8 protein-coding genes are annotated in these 19409 nt (G+C 69.6%); 2 read left to right on the top strand and 6 right to left on the bottom strand.

Going from position 1 to position 19409, the window contains the following annotated elements:
* Positions 1-12: 12 nt before the first annotated feature.
* The 3 genes from H597_RS0104770 to H597_RS29740 are packed head-to-tail and all read right to left on the bottom strand — an operon-like array spanning position 13 to position 6943.
* Complete coding sequence (locus H597_RS0104770; RefSeq protein WP_028101126.1) at positions 13-1158, bottom strand: response regulator; 1146 nt, start codon at positions 1156-1158, stop codon at positions 13-15.
* A gap of 1 nt (position 1159) precedes the next feature.
* Positions 1160-5437, bottom strand: a complete 4278-nt coding sequence (locus tag H597_RS29745; protein WP_051293537.1) for a response regulator — start codon at positions 5435-5437, stop codon at positions 1160-1162.
* A gap of 9 nt (positions 5438-5446) precedes the next feature.
* Complete coding sequence (locus H597_RS29740; RefSeq protein WP_211232008.1) at positions 5447-6943, bottom strand: GAF domain-containing protein; 1497 nt, start codon at positions 6941-6943, stop codon at positions 5447-5449.
* Positions 6944-7175: 232 nt separating this feature from the next.
* Between H597_RS29740 and H597_RS0104755 the strand changes: the two genes are divergently transcribed.
* Together H597_RS0104755 and H597_RS33085 are read left to right on the top strand one after the other, a co-directional pair.
* Positions 7176-8042 (top strand): serine hydrolase, encoded by an 867-nt coding sequence (locus H597_RS0104755; RefSeq protein ID WP_028101125.1) that lies wholly within the window; start codon positions 7176-7178, stop codon positions 8040-8042.
* Positions 8043-8073: 31 nt separating this feature from the next.
* Positions 8074-10395 (top strand): histidine kinase dimerization/phospho-acceptor domain-containing protein, encoded by a 2322-nt coding sequence (locus H597_RS33085; RefSeq protein ID WP_028101124.1) that lies wholly within the window; start codon positions 8074-8076, stop codon positions 10393-10395.
* Here H597_RS33085 and recD read toward each other — a convergent pair.
* The 3 genes from recD to recC are packed head-to-tail and all read right to left on the bottom strand — an operon-like array spanning position 10375 to position 19351.
* Complete coding sequence (recD, locus tag H597_RS0104745; RefSeq protein ID WP_035373119.1) at positions 10375-12318, bottom strand: exodeoxyribonuclease V subunit alpha; 1944 nt, start codon at positions 12316-12318, stop codon at positions 10375-10377. The two genes, H597_RS33085 and recD, sit on opposite strands and share 21 nt — an antisense overlap.
* On the bottom strand, positions 12315-15956 hold the full coding sequence (gene recB / locus H597_RS0104740) for an exodeoxyribonuclease V subunit beta (RefSeq protein WP_028101122.1): 3642 nt from the start codon (positions 15954-15956) through the stop codon (positions 12315-12317). The genes recD and recB overlap by 4 nt, the downstream gene beginning before the upstream one ends.
* On the bottom strand, positions 15953-19351 hold the full coding sequence (gene recC, locus H597_RS0104735; protein ID WP_028101121.1) for an exodeoxyribonuclease V subunit gamma: 3399 nt from the start codon (positions 19349-19351) through the stop codon (positions 15953-15955). The genes recB and recC overlap by 4 nt, the downstream gene beginning before the upstream one ends.
* Positions 19352-19409 lie beyond the last annotated feature (58 nt).

The following is a 19409-nucleotide window of genomic DNA, read 5'->3' as shown; positions in this document are numbered from 1 at the left end:
AGGGCGTGTCCATCACGCCCGCGTCAGCGCGATCTGCGCCTCCTTTTCCGCCAGATCATGGTCGGAGTCGTGGAAGCGCGCCGCGATGGCGCGGAATTCATCCTGCAGTGCCAGGAAGGCGTCGACCATGTCGGGATCGAAGTGCCGGCCCTTCCCTTCGACCAGGATCTGCACCGCCTTTTCGTGCGGCATGCCGTCCTTGTAGACGCGCCGGCTGATCAGGGCGTCATACACATCGGCCACCGCCATCAGGCGCGCCGAGACGGGGATCGCCTCGCCGGCCAGCCCCTCCGGATAGCCCGAACCATCCCATTTTTCCTGGTGCGAGTACGCGATTTCCTTGGCGATCGAAAGGAATGCGATCGGCGTGCCCAGGGAGCGCTCGGCGTGTTCAATGGCTGCGCGGCCAAGCGTGGTATGGGTCTTCATGATCTCGAATTCCTGGGGTTCGAACCTGCCGGGCTTGAGCAGGATACGGTCCGGAATGCCGACCTTGCCGATATCGTGCAGCGGCGCGGACTTGAACAGCAGATTGATAAAGCCATCGGTCAGCACGGCGCTGAAGCGCGGGTGGTGTTGCAGCCGTTCGGCCAGGGCCTTCACATAGAACTGGGTGCGGCGGATATGGTTGCCCGTTTCCGAGTCGCGGGTTTCCGCCAGCGAGGCCATGGCGAGGATGGTGACGTCCTGGATCGCCACCACCTCGCGCGTGCGCGCCTCGACTTCCTTTTCCAGGAAGTCGTTCTTATCGCGCAAAAAGTCGGCATGCTCCTTGAGCATCAAGTGGTTGCGCACGCGCGCCAGCGTGATGGGCGGGCTGATCGGCTTGGTGATGTAGTCGACGGCGCCCAGGTCCAGACCCAGCTTTTCATCGTCCACTTCCGACTTGGCGGTCAGGAAAATGATGGGGATGTCGCGCGTGGCAGGATCGGCTTTCAGGCGCCGGCAAACCTGGTAGCCGTCCATTTCGGGCATCATCACGTCCAGCAGCACCAGGTCGGGCAGCGGGCCGCTGAGGGCGATGCGCAGCGCCTTTTCGCCGCTATTGGCGACTTTCACCTTGTACAGGTCCTTCAGCAAGTCGTTCATCAGCACCAGGTTGTCGGGCGCGTCGTCGACCAGCAGCACCGTTTTTTTGGCGATCAATTCCAGTTCCATCTCATTTCCCCTCCACGCTTGCCATTGCTTCGTCCAGCGCCGCCAGCGCGGCTTCCAGGTCCAGGTTCCCGAGTCCGTTGTCGATGCGCCGCCAGTGATCCGGCAAGGCGGCCTTGAATTGATCCAGCTGCGCCTCCCACAATTCGGCCGCTTCCGCGTCGCTATCGGCCAGCAAGCCGCGCAGGCGCCCGAGCAGCGGCGCGCCGGCCGGCGCCGGGGCCAGCTCGGGGTGGGCCGCCCTGGTCGGCACGCCCGCATCGACCGCCCTGAGCGCCATCAGCAGCGGGTCGAGCTCCACCAGCACCGACGCCAGCAGGCCCTCCAGTGCATCCCTGGCGGCGCCCTGCTGGCATGCCAGTTCCAGCGCCTGCGCCGCTTGCTGCACGCTACGCGCGCCGATATTGCCTGCCGTTCCCTTCAGAGTATGCGCCAATCGCTCGGGGGCCGCCGGATCGCCGCCGGAAAGCGCTTGCACGAACATGGCGGAGAAGTCCTGCTGGCCCTCGCGGAACTTGAGCAGCAGGCGGCGGTACAGATGGTGGTCGCCCATGGCGGTTGCCAGGCCGGCCCGCACGTCGACCATCGGCAGGGCCGGCAGCGGTTCGGGTTTGTCGCCGCTGGCCGCCGCCGCGGGGCGCGGCCTGGCCGGCGCCGCCTGCCCCGCGCCCGGTTCGGGGCGCAGCCAGCGCGCCAGCGTCGCATACATCTCCGTCACGTTGATCGGCTTGGCGATATGGTCCTGCATGCCCGATGCCAGTACCTTGTCGCGGTCTCCGGCCATGGCGTTGGCGGTCATGGCGATGATCGGCAGTGTGTCGAAGGCCGGATTGGCGCGGATCTCGCGCGAAGCCTGGAAGCCGTCCATCACCGGCATCTGGCAGTCCATCAGCACGCCGTCGAAACGCGCATCGCGTGCCAGGATGTCCAGCGCCTCCTGCCCATGGCCGGCCAGCACCGCGTCGACGCCGGCCTTGCCCAGCAGGTCGATCGCCAGCTCCTGATTCATCTCATTGTCCTCGACCAGCAGCACGCGCGTTCCGGCCAGGCGCGCCATCGATTCGCCCAGCTGCAGGTCGCGGTCGGCGCCGCGCCGGTTTTCCACCAGCACGCCTTTGCCAAGCGCGTCGCCGACCGCCTCCAGCAAGGCCGACGGCGTCACCGGCTTGGTGAGCACGGACTTGAGTTCGACATGGCGGTCGGAGGCGCTGGCCAGCGCTTCCTCGCGGCCGTAGGCGGTCACCATGATGACGGCGGGCAGCGTCCCCGCCCGGCCGCTTTGCAGGCGGTGCACCGTTTCCACCCCGTCCATCGACGGCATCTTCCAGTCCATCAGGATCAGGTCATAAGGCACGGTCTGACGCTCCGAGCGCGTCGCCATGTCCAGGGCCTGGTTGCCGCTCAGGGCGACGTCCACTTCCAGGCCGAAGGTGCGGGCAATGCCGGACAGGATGTCGCGCGCGGAGGCATTGTCGTCCACCACCAGCACACGCACGCCATGCAGCTCGTCGGCGCGGAACATGCGGCGCGGCTTGGGATTGGCCTGCAGGCCGAAGCGGGCCGTGAAGTGGAAGGTGGAACCCTTGCCGACTTCGCTGTCCACCCAGATGCGCCCTCCCATCAGCTCCAGCAGGTTCTTGCTGATCACCAGCCCCAGGCCGGTGCCGCCGTATTTGCGGGTGGTCGAGGCATCGGCCTGGCTGAAGGACTGGAACAGTTTTGCGCTCTGCGTTTCGGTCATGCCGATGCCCGAATCGCGCACCCAGAAATGCAGTTCGATGCCCTCGCCGCCGGCGGCGCCCTGCTCGATGCCGACCACCACCTCGCCGTTGTCGGTGAACTTGACGGCGTTGTTGGCCAGGTTGACCAGCACCTGGCCGATGCGCAGCGGGTCGCCCACCAGCCCTGTCGGCAGCTCGGGCGCCACCTGGAACAGCAGCTCCAGGCCCTTGTCCTCCGCCTTGAAGCCGATCAGATTGGCCAGGTTGTCGAGCACGTCGTCCAGGTCGAACTCGACATGCTCGAGCGTCATCTTGCCCGCTTCGATCTTCGAGAAGTCGAGGATGTCGTTGATGATGCCGAGCAGGTTCTCGCCGGCGCGCTGCACTTTTTCGACGTAGTTGCGCTGACGCTTGTCGAGGTTGGTCTGCAGCGCCAGGTGCGACATGCCGATGATGGCGTTCATCGGCGTGCGGATTTCGTGGCTCATATTGGCCAGGAAGTCGCTCTTGGCGCGCGTGGCCGCCTGCGCCTGCTCCTTGGCGATGCGCAGCTCGTCCTCGGCCGCCTTCTGCGCCGTGATGTCCTGGTACACGCCGTACATCAGGCGCGCCGCGCCGTTCTCTTCGTCGCGCACCACCTTGCCCACCGCATGCAGCCAGATGATGCGGCCATCGAGCGGGCGCTTGTAGGCGTACACCGCGTCGAACTTGTCGAACGTGCCGTCGATCGCGCCCTGCACCCGCGCCGCCGTGCGCAAGGCGCCTTCGGGGTCGGCTTCCACCAGGCGCGCAAACCATTCGTCCTGCAAGTGGTAGCGGCCGTCGGGCCGCGCCGCTTCGCCCAGCAGGCGGGCGGCCCGTTCGGACAGATTGTAGTAGTCGGGCGTACTGTAATCGACCACCCAATAGCCGCAACCGGTCAGCTCGAGCGCGAGGTCGGCCAGGAAGTTGGTGCGCCGGATTTCCTCCTCCAGCAGCTTGCGCTCCGTGATGTCGCGGAATACCACCACCGACCCGACCTGCGCGCCGTCCTTGTACATCGGCCTGGCCACGCAGTCGACCGGGAAGCTGCTGCCGTCCTTGCGCTGCAGCTGTTCGCCGTCCTGCTGCCATTCGGCGCCCACCAGTTCGCCCGCCTGGTAGCCCAGCAAGGAGGGCGCGGCCGCATTGGCGAAGGTGACGCGGCCGCCCAGGTCCAGGCCGACAATGCCGTCGCTGACCGCGCCCAGCACCAGGCGGCTGCGCTCTTCCAGCATGCGGGTGCGCTCGTTGCGCGCCAGGATTTCCATATTCATGGCGATCACCGGCAGCGCACCGTCCAGCAGCGACTGCGCCTGGTCGCCGTAGGGCTCCAGCGTGGCCAGTTCGATCACCCCCAGCAGGTTCTCGTTGCGCAGGACCGGCACGATGGCGATGCTGGCCGGCTCCGCCTCGCCCAGCGCGGAACCGATGCGCACGTAGCCGGCCGGCGCCTGGCGCATGACGATCTGCCGGCGCCCCGCCGCGCACTGGCCCACCAGCCCTTCGCCAAGCAGGAAGTGCTGCTGCGCGGCGGACTTGCCGCGCAGGGCGTAGCCGGCCAGCAGCGACAGGCTGCCCGCTTCCGCCTCGTACAGGTAGAACGCGGCATAGCCGGCCTGCAGCAGCGGCGCCAGCGCGGCCAGGGTGCGCCCGGCCAGGTCGGCGGCGCTGTCGGCCGACTGCAGGTCGTTGCCGATGGCCGCCAGATGGGTCTTCAGCCAGCGCTGCGCTTCCATCTTGCAGGCTTCTTCCTGCAGCACCTTGATCGAGCGCGCCAGGCTGCCGATCTCGTTCGGGAAGTCCGTCAGCGGCACTTCCGCGCCCAGTTTGCCTTTTGCCAGCTGCTGCACGGCGCTGCGCAAGCGCTCCGAGGGCAGGCGCACCGAGCGCCCCACCAGGTAGCTGAACAGCACGCCCAGCACCAGGCTCAAGCCCAGCAGGCCATAGGTCAGCTGCTTCTCATAGCGCGACAATTCCTGCATCGCCTCGATCTGGTGGCGCGCGCTGTCCTCCTTGATTTCGGCGATGCGCGTCAAGGCGTTGTTGGCGCGGATCGCCTGTTCCTGGAAGACGTCGCTGGCCACCACGGCCGCCGCCTGCTCCACCTGGCCAGCGCGCAGCAGGCGCAGCGCTTCATCCACGCGCAGATGGTAGTCGGCATAGGCGGCCTCGAATTCGGCCAGGTTGCGGCGGCTCTCGTCGCGGGTGATGCGCGGGCGCAGTTCCTCCAGGGCGCGGTCCTGGCGCCGCTTGGATTCTTCGATCAGGGCCAGCGCGTTTTCCCGGCCGGCCTGGTCGCGCGCCAGCAAGGCCTGGCGCAGCGCGCGGCCGCGCTGGGCGAACTGGATCAGCACGTCCTTGGCGTCGGAAATGCCCAGCAGGTCGTTCTTGTAGATGGCGAGGATGTCGTCGTGCAGCCGGGCCTGGGTGGTGACATTGTGCAGGCCGAAGGCCAGGGTGATGAACAAGCTGCCGCCGAAACCGAGCGCCAGCTTCCAGGTCAGGCCCAGTCGTTCCAGTTTGCTCAGTAAGCGGGACACGGTGCCTCCCTACGCGGTCATGGTGATTGCCAGCAGCTCGAGCGCCGACAGGAATTGTTCGTAGGCCACGCTGTCGGGCGCCTGCAGCAGCGCCAGTTCCACCGCCCCCAGCATGCGCCCTTGCAGCTGCACGGGGGCCAGCAGCAAGGCGCCCGGCGCGGCGCCCCCCAGGCCCGAGCGGATATGCCAGACGGCGCTGGCGCCGCTGGTGTCGCTGGTGTCGCTGGTGTCGCTGACGTTTACAACGCGCGCCTGGCGCTCCAGCGCGCATTGGCCCAGCAAACCCTCGCCGAGGGCGATGCGGGCGGGCGCGGCGACACCGGCATAGCTGGCGGCCAGCGCCAGGCCATTTTCTTCGGCGCGATAGATCGCTCCCTGCAGGGCGCCGAACAGGAGGTGGCACTGGTCCAGGAAGGCATCGAGCCGGGCCTGGCGGTCCGGCGCCTGCTGCATGAGCAGGGCCACCTGCGCCAGCTGCATCTTGCGTTCGGCACGCTGCGCCTGGTCGCGCGCCACGCTTTCCAGCTGGCGGTGGGCGCGCCGCTGCGCCGCCTGGCTGCGCACCGAGCGCAGTGCGGCCGTGCCCAGCAAGCCCACCACGGCGGCGGCCAGCAGGGCCGCCGGCACGCCGCTGCCCGCCGGCACGCTGTTGCCCAGGTCTTCCATGGCCACCAGCTGCCAGGCGCCGGAGGGGTCATTCCAGTCGACGGCGGCCGTGGCCACCGCGTAATGGCGGCCCTCCGCTTCCGCCATGCCCGGCGCCACGCTGACCGGCAGCTGGCGCGGCGCCTTGTCGTCGTACAGTTTGCCGAACTGGCGCACGGCGCGGATTTCGGCCAAACGGGACGGGCTCATGGCGCCGGCCACCATGCCGCGCCAGTCCTGGCGGCTGCTGGCGAACACCACGCCCTGCGGCGACAGCAGGAGGGTGGGCTGGCCACTGCGCGCCAGCAGGCGCTGCAATTTTTCCAAATCGGTGCGCGCCACCACCACGCCCACCGGATCGCCGCCGGGCAGCATGCCGGCATAGACCGGCGCCGCGAAATACAGGGCATGGTCGCCGCGCGCCAGGCTGACGGCGGCGTAGATATTCTTCCGCCCCGCCATCGCCTCCTTGTAATAAGGGCGAAAACGCACGTCGATGCCAGTCGAGGGCCGGCCGCTATCGTCCCAGGACGATTTGACAATACCGCCCCGGCCGACCAGAAATAAACCCTGGATTTGCTGTCCGCGTGCCACGTTCTCCAATAAACCCATGATGCGTGGCTGATTGGGCGGGATGGCGCCCTGGCATTCGCGTTTGATATCCGGCTCAATTAATCCAAGCAGGGAAATCGACCCCATTAAATTACTGTCCAGGGTTAATGCCATGGCCGCGACGGCATCGCGCTGCACATCCATCGTCAGCAAGTCGAGCCGCGCCTGCTCCAGGCCGGCGCGCCGGGCGCTGCCCGCGAGCACGGCCGCAGCCGCGGCCAAGAGCGTGACCGCGGCCCAGGAACGCAAGGGATGGCGTGCAATCCTCTCGATGACCAACATGGCAAGACAAGAAGGAAATATTTTCAAACAACAATAACAGCATTCGGGCCGGCCGTGCCGCACGCCGCTGATTTTATTGTCCAGTTGCGCATGATCGACGTTTGCTGGACGAGTTAACCCGTTAGTGATATCGTCTTTATCTAGAATATTGCCCCTTATTTAGCAATATTCCGCCCCCACTGAAGGCCCGATTCCAGACATGTTGAAGAAACTCACCGCCGCCCTGCTGATGTCGATCTCCGCAGCCGCGTTTGCCGTGCCCTTGGGCTCGCAAGCCGTGCTTGTCGTCGAGGATGAGACAGGCAAAGTGCTGGTCGAAAAGAACGCGATGGCCGTGGTGCCGATCGCCTCCCTGACCAAATTGATGACCGCAATGGTCGTGCTCGACTCCAAACTTGATATGGACGAGGAGATCAGCATCGACAAGGACGATATCGACACCCTCAAGCACAGCACCTCGCGCGTGCCGGTGGGCGCCACCCTTTCGCGCGGCGAAGTGCTGCAGCTGGCGCTGATGTCGTCCGACAACCGCTCCGCCGCCGCCCTGGCCCGCACCTATCCCGGCGGCCCGACCGCCTTTACCGCCGCCGTGCACGCCAAGATCAAGCAGCTCGGCATGACCAGCACCACCATCGACGAACCGACCGGCCTGTCGCCCAACAACACCTCGAATGCGGCCGACCTGGTGAAGATGGCGGCCGCCGCGGCCCAGTATCCGGAGATCCGCCGTATCACCACCGATACCGAGGAAGTGATCAATATGAAGGGGCGCATGGTCTCCTACCACAACACCAACCGCCTGGTTGGCGCCAAGGGCTGGGACATCGGGCTGTCCAAGACCGGCTACACCGAGGAGGCGGGCCGCTGCCTGATCATGCGGATCACCGAGGCCGGCCGCAACGCCACCCTGGTCCTGCTGAACGCCGCGGGCAATTCGGCGCGCCTGATGGATGCGCTCAACATCCGCCGCCTGCTGGCCGGCGACAATGCGCCGCAGGTGATCAAGGTGTCCGCCCCGCGCAAGAAAGCCGTCCGCACTCCCGAACGCCGTCGCCGCCGCATGTAATACCGGACGGGGTTCATCGCCAAGGGGCTCCATGGACCTGCTGCGCAACCTGCGCTTCGCGCGCCGCCTGGCGATCCTGGTCGGGATCTTCGCCGGCGGCTTCCTCCTGTACGGACTATGCTCGTTCCGCACCCTCGATGCCTTGCGCGTCAACGGCCCGCTGTACGGGGACGTCATCCAGGGCAAGGACCTGATCGCGGACGTGCTGCCGCCGCCGCTGTACATCATCGAATCGTTCCTGGTGGCGCAGCAGCTGGCCGCCGCCACCGGCCAGGTTGAGCGCGACCACCTGGCCCAGCGCCTGCGCACCCTGCATGCGCAGCAGATGGCGCGCGCTGAATTCTGGCAGGGCCGGCAGCTCGACCAGGGCTTGGCGCAATCGCTGCGCCAGGCGAATCGGCACGCCACCGCCTTCTACACGGAAGCCTTCGGCCAGCTGGTGCCCGCGCTCGAACTGGGCGACCGGCCGCGCGCCGAGCGCGCGCTGCTGGCCATGCAGCGCCAATACGAACTGCACCGGCAGGTGGTGGACGACCTGGTGGCGCAAGCGGCCAGCCGCGCGCGCTTTACCGAGGCGCAGGCGGCGGACCGGGTCCAGGCCGACAGCGCGCAGCTGCTGGTGATCCTGGCCGTGTTCCTGGCGCTGACCGTGGCGCTGGCGTCGCTGATCAGCCGCAGCATCACGCAGCCGCTGTCCGAAGCGCTGGCGCTGGCGCAGCGGGTGCGCGGCGGCGACCTGTCCTCGCCCGCACCGGCGCCCTACCGCGACGAGACCGGCGAGCTGCTGGCCGCCCTGCATGCGCTGCAGCAAGGCCTGGCCGAGGCCGCCGCCGGCCGCGCCGACTGCGAGCGCAAGCTGCGCTGCACGCGCGCGCTGCTGGACCGGCTGCTGCATGGCACGGACCTGCTGGTGCTCGGCCTGGGACACGAGGGCGAAGTCCTGCTCTTCAACGAGGCCGCCGCCCAGGCCACGGGCTGCAGCCGCGACAGCGTGCTGGGACGGCTGTGGCGCGACATGCCGCTGCTGCCCATGTCCGCCGTGGCGCTCTGGCCGGCCGGCGGCCATCCGGAGCAATGGCGGGCCATGCCGCCGGCCCAGGAACACCCGCTGCAAACCGCTTCCGGCGACGAACGGCGCATCGCCTGGCGGCACTGCGTGCTGGACGAGGGCGAGATCGCCCTGCTCAGTTTTGGCATCGATGTGACGGCGCTGCGCCGGGCCGAACACGCCATCGCGGCCGCCCAGGCAACGGCGGACCAGGCCAACCGCAGCAAGGCCGCCTTCCTGGCCAATATGAGCCATGAAATCCGCACCCCGCTGAACGCCATCATCGGCTTGAGCGCGCTGGCCCTGCAAGGCGACCTCGCGGCGCACCAGCGCAGCTATCTGCAGCAGATCGACGCCGCCGCGGCCAGCCTGCTGGCCATGTTCAACGACATCCTCGATTTCTCGCGCATCGAAGCGGGCCAGTTCCCGATGGCGCAATGCGCCTTCAACGTGCGCCAGGCGGCCGAACAGGCTTGCGCCGCCTGCCAGGCGGCGGCGCAGGACAAGGGCCTGCAGCTGGCCTGCACGGTGCAGGCCGCGGTGCCGGCCGAGCTGGTGGGCGACGCGGCGCGCCTGCAGCAGCTGCTGCAGCACCTGCTGGGGCATGCGGTCCGGTTCACGGAACAGGGCAAGGTGCAGCTGCTGCTGCGCGAGGACGGCGGCAGCGCGGCCGGCACCATCTTGCGCTGCGAAGTGCACGACACCGGCATGGCGCGCGACGCCGCGGTCCAGATGTATGAACCGGCCGGACCGGGCGACTCGGCGGCCGGCCTCGGCCTGTCGGTGGCGCGCCAGCTGGCGGCCATGATGGGCGGCCACCTGCTGCTGGAAAGCGACCCGGTGCAGGGCAACCGCTTCATTTTCACGGCCCTGTTCCCGCACGCCTTGCCGGGCGGCGCCGGCAGCGCCGAAGCGCAGGCCGCGGCCCGCGCCGCCTACCCCGCCCTCACCGCCTGCGGCGCCGACCTGGCGGGCGCGCGGGCGCGCTGCCAGGGCAACGGCCCCCAGTTGCGCAAGCTGCTGGTGCAGTTCCTGCAAGGCCAGGCCGGCATCCACGCCCTCATCGGCGCCGCCGTGGCGCAGGGCGACAGCCAGCGCGCGCAGCGCCTGGCGCACACCCTGGCCGGCCTGTCGGCCCAGCTGGGCATGGAAGCGTTGCGCCGCGCGGCGGCCGAAGTGCTGAACGCCTTGCGGGCCGGCAGCGCCGCGGCGGACGAACTGGCGCATCTGGCGCCGCTGCTGGAGCAGATGCTGCGGGCCCTCCACGCCGACCTGCAGGCCGGATCAGGCGAGCAGGCTGCGTAAGCCGCTGGTGCGCTCGGTCCGGCGCCGGATCGCGTCCGGCAGCACGCCGAGATTGGGGGTCAACAGGGTAAAGCGCTCGCGCGCGCGCGTGATCCCGGTGTACACCAGTTCGCGCGCCAGGACGCTGGACGCTTCGCGCGGCAGCACCAGCACCGTGTGCCGGAATTCCGAGCCCTGCGACTTGTGCACCGTCATGGCGAACGCGGTTTCCACATTGCGCAGGCGGGTCGCCAGCACGCTGCGCACCTGTCCGGCGTCGGAGAAATACACGCGCAGCGATGCCGGCCGCTCGGGATCGGGCAGCACCAGGCCGATGTCGCCGTTATAGACGCCGGTGGCGTAGTCGTTGCGCGTCACCATCACCGGGCGCCCGACATACCAGTCGCCGCGCCGCTTCAAGAGCGCCTGCTCTTCCAGCCGCTGGGCGATGGCCTCGTTCAGGCCCGACACGCCCCACTCGCCCTCGCGCACCGCGCACAGCAGGCGGAACCCTTCGAAGGCTTGCAGCACGCCCGCCGCCCAGGCGTCGTGGCTGGCGGCGCCGCGTCCCTGCCGCACCAAGGCCAGGAATGGACGGTAGCCTTCGGTCGCCAGGCGCAGCATGTCTTCCGGCTGCGCCGCCTCGTTCCAGAGCAGTTGCCCACCGCCGCCGGCACGCAGCACGGCGCGCGCCGCCTCGGCATCGCCGCTGTTGACGGCCAGCGCCAACTGGCCGATCGGGCCGCCGAAGCGGCGGCTCTGGCGCAGCATGACGGTCTGCTGCGCCAGCGCGCCGGCATTGCCGAGGAATTCGGACGGGATGGTCTGGCCCGAGGCCGCCGCCACGAACGCCGCCGTGGCGGTGCCGTAGCCGCCGGCCTGGGCGTCGTGGCACAGGTCGCCCAGCACGGAGCCCGCCTCCACCGAGGCCAGCTGGTCCTTGTCGCCCAGCAGGATCAGGCGCGCCCCGGCCGGCAGCGCGTCCAGCAGGGCCGCCATCATTTCCAGGTGCACCATCGAGGCTTCGTCGACAATCAGCACATCCACGTCGAGCGGATTGCCGGCATTGTGGCGGAAGGCGCGCGTATCGGGCCGCGCGCCCAGCAGCGAATGCAAGGTGCGCGCGCCGCCCATGCGCTCGGCCAGGGCGCGCAGCGGCAAGGCCCCGCCCAGGCTCGCTTCCAGCTTGTCCAGCGCATCGTCGATGGCCTGCTTCAGGCGGGCGGCCGCCTTGCCCGTGGGCGCCGCCAGCGCCACGCGCAGCTGGCCCGCGTGCGCACCTTCCACCGCGAACAGCAGGGCCAGCAGGCGCGCCACCGTATAGGTCTTGCCGGTGCCGGGGCCGCCGGTGATCACGGCCAGGGCGCCGCGCGCGGCCACGGCGCAGGCGATCTTCTGCCAGTCGGCGCCGCCCTCGCGCGGGGCATGCGTGAACAACTGGTCCAGCCAGTGCCGCAGCAGCGCGGGCGACGGCTGGGCGCGACCGGCGGCGGCGCCGGCCGCCGTGCGGGCCCGCACCGCATCGGCCACCGTGTTTTCGTCGGACCAGTAGCGGCGCAGGTAGAGGCGGCTGCCGGCCAGCACCAGCGGCTGGCCGCTGTCGGCGCCGCCGGGCCAGGCCTGCACTTGCGGGCACGCCTGCAGCAAACCATGCCAGGCGACCGCATCGCGCGGCAGGTCGCCCGCTTCCGCGCACAGGCTTGCCCAGTCCTCCTCGCTCCAGCCCAGCATGGCCGACGGGTCGCCGGCCAATGCCGACAATTGCAGGCAGCTGTGGCCGCGCCCTTCCAGCTCGGACAAGAGCAGGCAGGCCAGCGCCAGCGGCGTTCCCGCCGCGGCACTGCCGTCCGGCGCCAGTGCCGTGACGAAACGGGCGAAGGCGGGCCCCAGGCGGCGCAGCATGCCGCCTTCGGCCAGCATATCGATATGTGCGTAAAAACTCATTGGCAAAGCCCGTCCAGTCCTTGCAGCAGTGCGGCGTCCGGCGGCAGCAGGTAGCAGCCGCGCGTCTGCTCGTTGCCGACACCGCGCAGGAAGTAGAAAATCGCGCCGCCCAGCTGCGTCGCCGGGTCGTAGGCCTGGCCCAGGCGCGTGCGCAGCAGGCGGTGCAGGGCCAGCATATAAATGGCGCCCTGCACATCGTAGCGGTGCGCCGCCATGCCATGCGCCAGGGCCGCCTTGTGGTAGGCCGCGTCGCCGCCGCCCAGCGCATTCGATTTGTAGTCGAGGATCCAGTAGCGCCCCTGGTGCTCGAACACCAGGTCGCAGAAGCCTTTCAGCATGCCGTGCAGCTCGCGCTGCGGCAGCGCCGGGCGGGCAATGCCGTCCAGCAGGTGCTGGCGGCACAGGCGGTCCAGCTGCGCCGTGTCCAGGCGCTCGCTGGGGAACCAGAACTCCATTTCCGTCAGCAGGTGGCCGATCGCATCGAGGGCGCCGCCAAGCGGCGGCAGGACCGTGGTGGCGATCACCTGCAGCCAGGCGAGCGTATCGGCCTCGCGGTGGCCCCAGCCGGCGCGCTTGATCTGGCGCGCCGCGCGCTCGGCGTAATGCGCCTGGTGGACGGCGGCAAAGCCCTCGCGCGCCAGCGCTTCCAGCTGTTCGTGCAGGAAGTTGCCGGGCACCGAGCCGCGCGGGAAACGGTGCCATGCCGTGTCCTCGATGCGCAGAGCCACGCCCTCGTCCTCGCCTTCCAGCAGGGTGGCCTGCGCCGCGTGCATCGGGGCCGGCAGCGCTTCGCCGCCGCTGCGCCTTGCCAGCGAACTGAAACTGCCAACCGACCAGTCGCGTTCGAAATCGCCCTGGTAGGCCAGGGCCGCGTCCAGCGGCGGCAATGCCACCGCGCGCGCCAGGCGCGTCACCGGCACCGACGGCGCGAGCATGGCGACGGCGATGGCGCTGCAATCGCCGCGCAGGCGCTGCCAGCTTTCCAGCAACTGGCCGGAAGGCAGCGGCTCGCCGCCCGTCAGCAGGTAGCCCAGGGCCGATTCGTGCAGCGTATTTTCGTCTTTCTTGCGCGCCGGCAGGGCGGCAACGCCCAGCCACAGGAAATGGCGGGCGCGCGTCAGCGCCACGTAAAGCAGGCGCAGGTCCTCCGCGATGCGCGCCGCTTCGGCCGCCTCCTGGCCCGCCTCGGACAGGTGCAGGTCGAGGCGGCGCTGGCCGTCGGCGTCGGTGTACTCGAAGAAGATGCGGTTGCGCTTGTCGACCTTGCGCACCGTGACGGCGAACGGCAGGTAGACCAGCGGATATTCGAGGCCCTTGGACTTGTGCACGGTCACGACCTTGACCAGTTCCGCGTCCGATTCCAGGCGCAGCACCCGCTCGTCGCCGCCATCGGTCTCCTCGTCGATCTGCTCGGCCAGCCAGCGGATCAGGGCCTGCTCGCCCTCCAGCTGGCGGCTGGCCTGCTGCAGCAGCTCCGCCAGGTGCAGCAGGTTGGTCAGGCTGCGTTCGCCGCCCGGCCGCGCCAGCAGCTGCGCCGGCAGGCCCAGGTCGTGGATGAAGCGGCGCAGCATGGCCAGCACGCCCTGGCGCTGCCAGACCACGTGCAGCTCCTTCAGCTGTTCGACGCGGCGCTCCCACGCCAGTTCGTCGGCCGAGAACTGCGCCAGCTCGGCCAGCGGCAGGTTGGCGGTGCGGGTGGCGAAGGCGGTGCGCGCCAGCTGGCCGTCGAGCGGATTGGCCACCGCCGTCAGCCAGCGCAGCAAATCCACCGCTTCCTCGCTGGCGAGCACGGAATCCTTGTCGGACAGGTAGACGCTGGGCACCAGGCGGCGCTGCAGCGCCTTGCGTACGGCGCCGGCCTCGCGCCGGTCGCGCACCAGGATGGCGATATCGGCCGGTTGCAGGCGCTGGAAGCCGGCGCCGCTCTGGAAGCCGGCCGCGGTGTCGTTGAGCAGGCAGGCAATGTGCTCGGCGCACTGCTCGGCGAAGAATTCGCGGTAGGCCTCGGCGCTTAGCGGCTCCATGGTGCAGCCGGCCGTCAGGGCCTGGATGTCGCCCTGCGTGCCGACCAGCCGCTCGGCGCGGCCGCGCGCGCCCACCGCATCGAACGGCAGCGGGTTGTCCTTGCCGCTGCGGAAGCGGAACGCGCCGCGGGCAAAGCCGCCCTGCCCGGCCACGCCTTCCGCATGCAGGAAGACCTGGTTGACGGCGGCCACCACCTGCGCCGTGGAGCGGAAATTCGTGCCCAGCTGGTAATGGCGCCCCGCCGTGGCGCGCCGCGCGTCGAGGTAGCTGTGGATGTCGGCGCCGCGGAAGCCGTAGATCGACTGTTTCGGGTCGCCGATCAGGAACAGGCCCTGCTGCGGATCGTTGGCCGCCACCTGGTACAGCAGGTTGAAGATGCGGTACTGGCTGGGCGCCGTGTCCTGGAATTCGTCCACCATCGCCACCGGGAACTGGGTCACGATGCGCTGGCGCAGCGCCGCGCCGTTGGCGCCTTCCAGGGCGCTGCGCAGGCGCTCGAGCATGTCGGCGAAACCGAACAGGCGCTGCTGGCGTTTCAATTCCGCCATGCGGGCCGCGATGGTGGCCGCGGCATGGCGCAAGACATGGTGGCGCAGCGGCTCGATCTGGTCCAGGGCGCGGCGCAGCGGGGCCATTGCATCGAAATCGTCGGGGATCTCGGGCGCGAAGCCTTTCGCGCAGGCGTCGATCATGCCGGCCTGGGTCAGGCGGAACCAGGGTGTGGCGTTCATGTCCGGCTCCACCAGGGCCGGATCGTTGGCCCAGTCGCGCAGGGCGGCGCACCATTTGGTCACGGAGTCGGCGCGCAGCTTGGTGCCGTTGAAGCATTTGGGGTTGGCTGCGCGCTGCGCGGCGATCCAGGCTTCCATGCGGCCGGCGCGCTCGGCCCAGCCTTGCTTGAGCGCCGCCAGGGCCGTCTGCTGCGCGTGCTGCACGCGCGCGATCATGGCGCCCAGCGCCTCGGGTCCTGCTAGTTCGGCCAGTTCGGCGGCATCCGGGCGGCGCGCCAGCTCGCGCACGCTGCGGCCCAAGGCGGCCACGTCGCGGCAGGCCGCGAGCAGCACGCGCAGCGCCGGTTCGCCCAAGGGATAGACCTGCTGGCGCCAGTAGTCGTGCACCGCGTCCTCATACAGGGCCGCTTCGTCGCTCAGCAACTCCTCGTCGAACAGGTTGCCGCTGTCGAAGGCATGTTCGCGCAGCATGCGCTGGCACCAGGCGTCGATGGTGAAGATCGCCGCTTCGTCCATGGTCTCGGCCGCCAGTTGCAGGCGGTAGGCCGCCTGCTGGCGCGCCGCCTCGCCGGGCAGCGCCTCCAGCAGCGCGTCCAGGAAGGGGTCGGACGCCTGCGCGGTCTCGGCGCGGAAATAGGCGGCCGCCGCCACCAGGCGCTCGCGCACCCGGTTCGACAGTTCGCGCGTGGCAGCGCGGGTGAAGGTCATCACCAGCACCTCGTTGGGCATGAGCGGGCGGCAATAGGCGTTCTCGCCGCCGTGGCCCAGCACCAGGCGCACATACAGCGCGGCGATGGTCCAGGTCTTGCCGGTCCCCGCGCTGGCCTCGATCAGGCGCGATCCATGCAGTGGAAAGTCGAGCGGGTTCAGGGCGATGCTCATTGCGCCTCCTCCGCTTCCCCTTCAATCGGCTGCACCGTCACCGATTGCGCCAGCCAGTCGGCCAGCGGCTGGTACAGCGCCCGGCTGGCGTCCGCGAAGCCGGGCTGCGCCGCCAGGGCGGCAAAGTCTGGCCACAGGCGCGCCAGGCACGGGTCGTCGTTTTCGCCGGACAGCTCGAAGCCGCCGTCGTAGGTGGCGCGCGGATCGCCGTCCATCACCAGCGCCAGGCCGGTCTTGCAGGCGGCAGGCAGCGGCTGGTCCATGCCGGCGCGCCACAGCGCGGCGATCGCCTCCAGCCCGGCGCGCGCCGCCTGCGGATCGAGCGGCTCCATGATGACGATGGCATCGCGCGCCACCAGGAAGCCGGTGACCGGCTGCCCCTGGGCCGCCGCGGCCAGCTGGCGCAGCCACATCGGGATCAGTTTTTCCCCGCGCAGGGCGCCGGACTTGTCGCACACGCGCGAGGACATCTGCATCAGCCAGGCGGTCGCGTCGCCGGCGCGGCGCAGCTGGTCGATCCAGTCTTCCAGCACCAGCCCCGCCAGCTCCAGGTGGAGCGCCAGCTTGGGCGCGGCCTCCCCGTAGGCGCCGCACAGCGTCAGCCAGGCCGTGCGCACCGGCACCAGTTCCTCCACCAGCTCGTTGAGCACGCGGTCGCCGATCAGGCCGATCGGCAGCACACCTTGGCGCCGCAGGCGTTCGCCCCGTTGCCGCAGGCAGTCGCGCACATCGTCCAGCGCTTCCAGCTCGCCGCTGTCGGCCAGCATGGCGTCTTCCAGCGTATAGCGCTGCAGGCCGTCGAGCTGGAACGGCTCCTCATTCTCGCCCACCATCGCCGACTCGGCGAAATAGACGCCCAGCCGCTGGCGGAAGAAATGCCGCACCGGCTGGCGCAGGAAGGCCGCGAGGATCGACAGGCGCAGGCGGAAGCCCTCTTCCACCTCGTACGGCGGCAATGCGGCCGCCACGCCGGCCGTTTCGCCCGCCGCATGGGCCGCGCGCCATTCGCCGGCAAACGTCAGCAGGCCGCCGCGCTCGAAATAGGCGCGGCTGAAAGGCTGCAGCGCATGCCAGGTGGTGCGGGCCGCCAGGTCCATGGCCCAGCCGGCCTGCAGGTAGTCGCGCAGCTGGGCCACCAGCACCGAAGGCGGCTGCTCCGTATTGTCGCGCACGTTGCGCCCGACCCAGCTGATATACAGCTTGTCGCGCGCGGCCAGCAGCGCTTCCAGCATCAGGTAGCGGTCGTCGTCGCGGCGCGAGCGGTCGCCGGGACGGGCCATGCCCGGCAAGGCCAGCAAGTCGAAGTCGGCGCGGCTGGCGCGGCGCGGGAAATCGCCATCATTCATGCCCAGCAGGCACACCACGCGGAACGGCACCGCGCGCATCGGCATCAAGGTGCAGAAGGTCACGCCGCCGGACACGAACTGGTGCTCCAGCGACGGTTCATCGAGCCCGCCCATCCAGGCTTCGCGCAGGGTGGCCAGCGGCACCTCCTCGTCGAAGCCGGCGTCCTCGCAGGTTTCCAGCCATTTATCGAGCGCATCGTCCAGGCGCGCCAGCGTCAGGCGGTCCGCCTCATCGCGGTCGCTGAAGAAGCTGGCCAGCAGCAGGCGCGCCTGCTCCGCCCAGGCGGCCGGACGGCGCGCGATGCCAAGGTGCATGCGCCAGGCCAGCAGCGCCTCGATCAACTGCGCCAGCGAACCGGCCAGGGCCGCATCCAGGCCGCCCACTTCCGCATACGGTTCGATGCCGGAAAACTGCCCGCCGTTGCCGGCCGCGTAGCCAAGCAGCATGCGGCGCACGCCGAACATCCAGGCGTTCTGCTCGCCGGCCGGCGCCAGGCCCAGCCCGGCCCGGTGGCGGGCGTCCAGGCCCCAGCGCACGCCCGAGCCTTCGATCCATTGGCCCAGCGTCGGCAGATCGTCCCCGGCCAGGCCGAAACGGCGCGCCAGGGCCGGCACGTCCAGCAGGTCGCGCACCTCGCTCTGGCGGCAGCGCTGCTGCGGCAGGCGCAGCAGCCATTCCAGCGCCACCAGCAGCGGATTGACGCTGCGGTCGTTGACGTCGCCGATTTCATGCGGGATGAAGCGCGGGTCGTGGCGCCGGTGCTGGCCGAACACGGCGCGGATGGATGCGGTGAAGACGTCGATATCGGGCACCATGACCACGATGTCGCGCGGACGCAGGGAGGGATCGGCGGCGAACATGGCCAGCAGCTGATCGTGCAGGATTTCCACTTCGCGCTGCACGCTGTGCGCCACATGGAACTCGATCGAGCGGTCCGCATCCTCGGGCGGCACCTGCGGATGCTCGGCCAGCGGCAGCAAGTCGCGCACGGCGGCCTGCACCTGGGCCAGCAGGGTGTCGCCCGCCTCGTCGCCGAACAGATCGACGCGCAGCTTGTCGTCGCGCCCTTCCAGGTCGCTGGCGCTGTCGAATTCGTCGAGCATGCGGATATAGTCGCGGCCCTGGCGGCCCCAGCTCGCCAGCAGCGGATGGCTGTGCGCATGCAGCGCTTCCAGCGGCACGGCCGACAGGTCGATGTCCTTGCGCGATGCGTGGCGGCGGCGCGCCGCGCGCAGCAGGTCGCGGCCTTCGATGATGTCGCCCCAATAGTAGCGGCATGGATTGGGCACCGCGATCACCACCTGGGTGAAGCGCGCCAGCGACGCCATGGCCTGCAAGGTCTGGTACGGCAGGGCCGACACGCCGAACAGCACAATGCGGCGCGGCAGGCGGCCCAGAGGCGTGTCGCCGCGCTGCACCGCCGCCACGAAGGCCGCATGCACGCTGGCCCGTCCCAGCCCGCGTTCTTCCTGCGGCACGCTGGCCGTCACGGCGCGCCATAACGCGGCCTGCCAGCGCTGGTCCGGCGCCAGCGGCACCGGCTCGCCGCGCGCGCCGCGCAGCTGGTCGCGTCCCTCGGCCCAGTCTTCCAGCCAGTCGGCGCGGTACACCTGGTACTGGTCGAACAGGTCGGCCAGCCGCTCGGCCAGCTGCAGGCGGCGCTCCGGATCGCCGTCGCGCAGGAAGTGGCGCAGCGGCGCAAAGGCCTCCTGCGCCAGCAATTGCGGCAGCAGGCGCATCAGGCGCCAGGTCAGCGGGCCCTTGTCGAACGCGGAAACGGGTGGAACGCGGGCGTGGCCCAGCATGCCGCGGTAGATTTCCCACAGCAGGCGGGCCGGCAGCGCGACGCGGGTGGCGCCGCACAAGCCGGTCTGCTCGGCCAGCGCGATTTTCAGCCACTCGGCCACCCCGTTCGACTGCACCAGGAAGATTTCCTGTTCCAGGGGCGCCAGCGCATGGCTGGCCAACCACTGGAAGACGGCGCCACGCAGCTCTTCCAGCTGGTTGCCGTGCAGGATCAGCAGGCCTGGGGTAATCGGTTGAGCCATTTCACAAAAAGGGGTGCCGGGAGCGCCATTATATGTGGCTTGTCACGGCCTGGGAAAG

It is taken from the genome of Pseudoduganella violaceinigra DSM 15887 (assembly GCF_000425385.1).
Taxonomy (GTDB): Bacteria; Pseudomonadota; Gammaproteobacteria; order Burkholderiales; family Burkholderiaceae_D; genus Rugamonas; species Rugamonas violaceinigra.
Note: the sequence above shows the minus strand (reverse complement) of the source record. Positions and strands in the feature narration are given on the sequence as shown.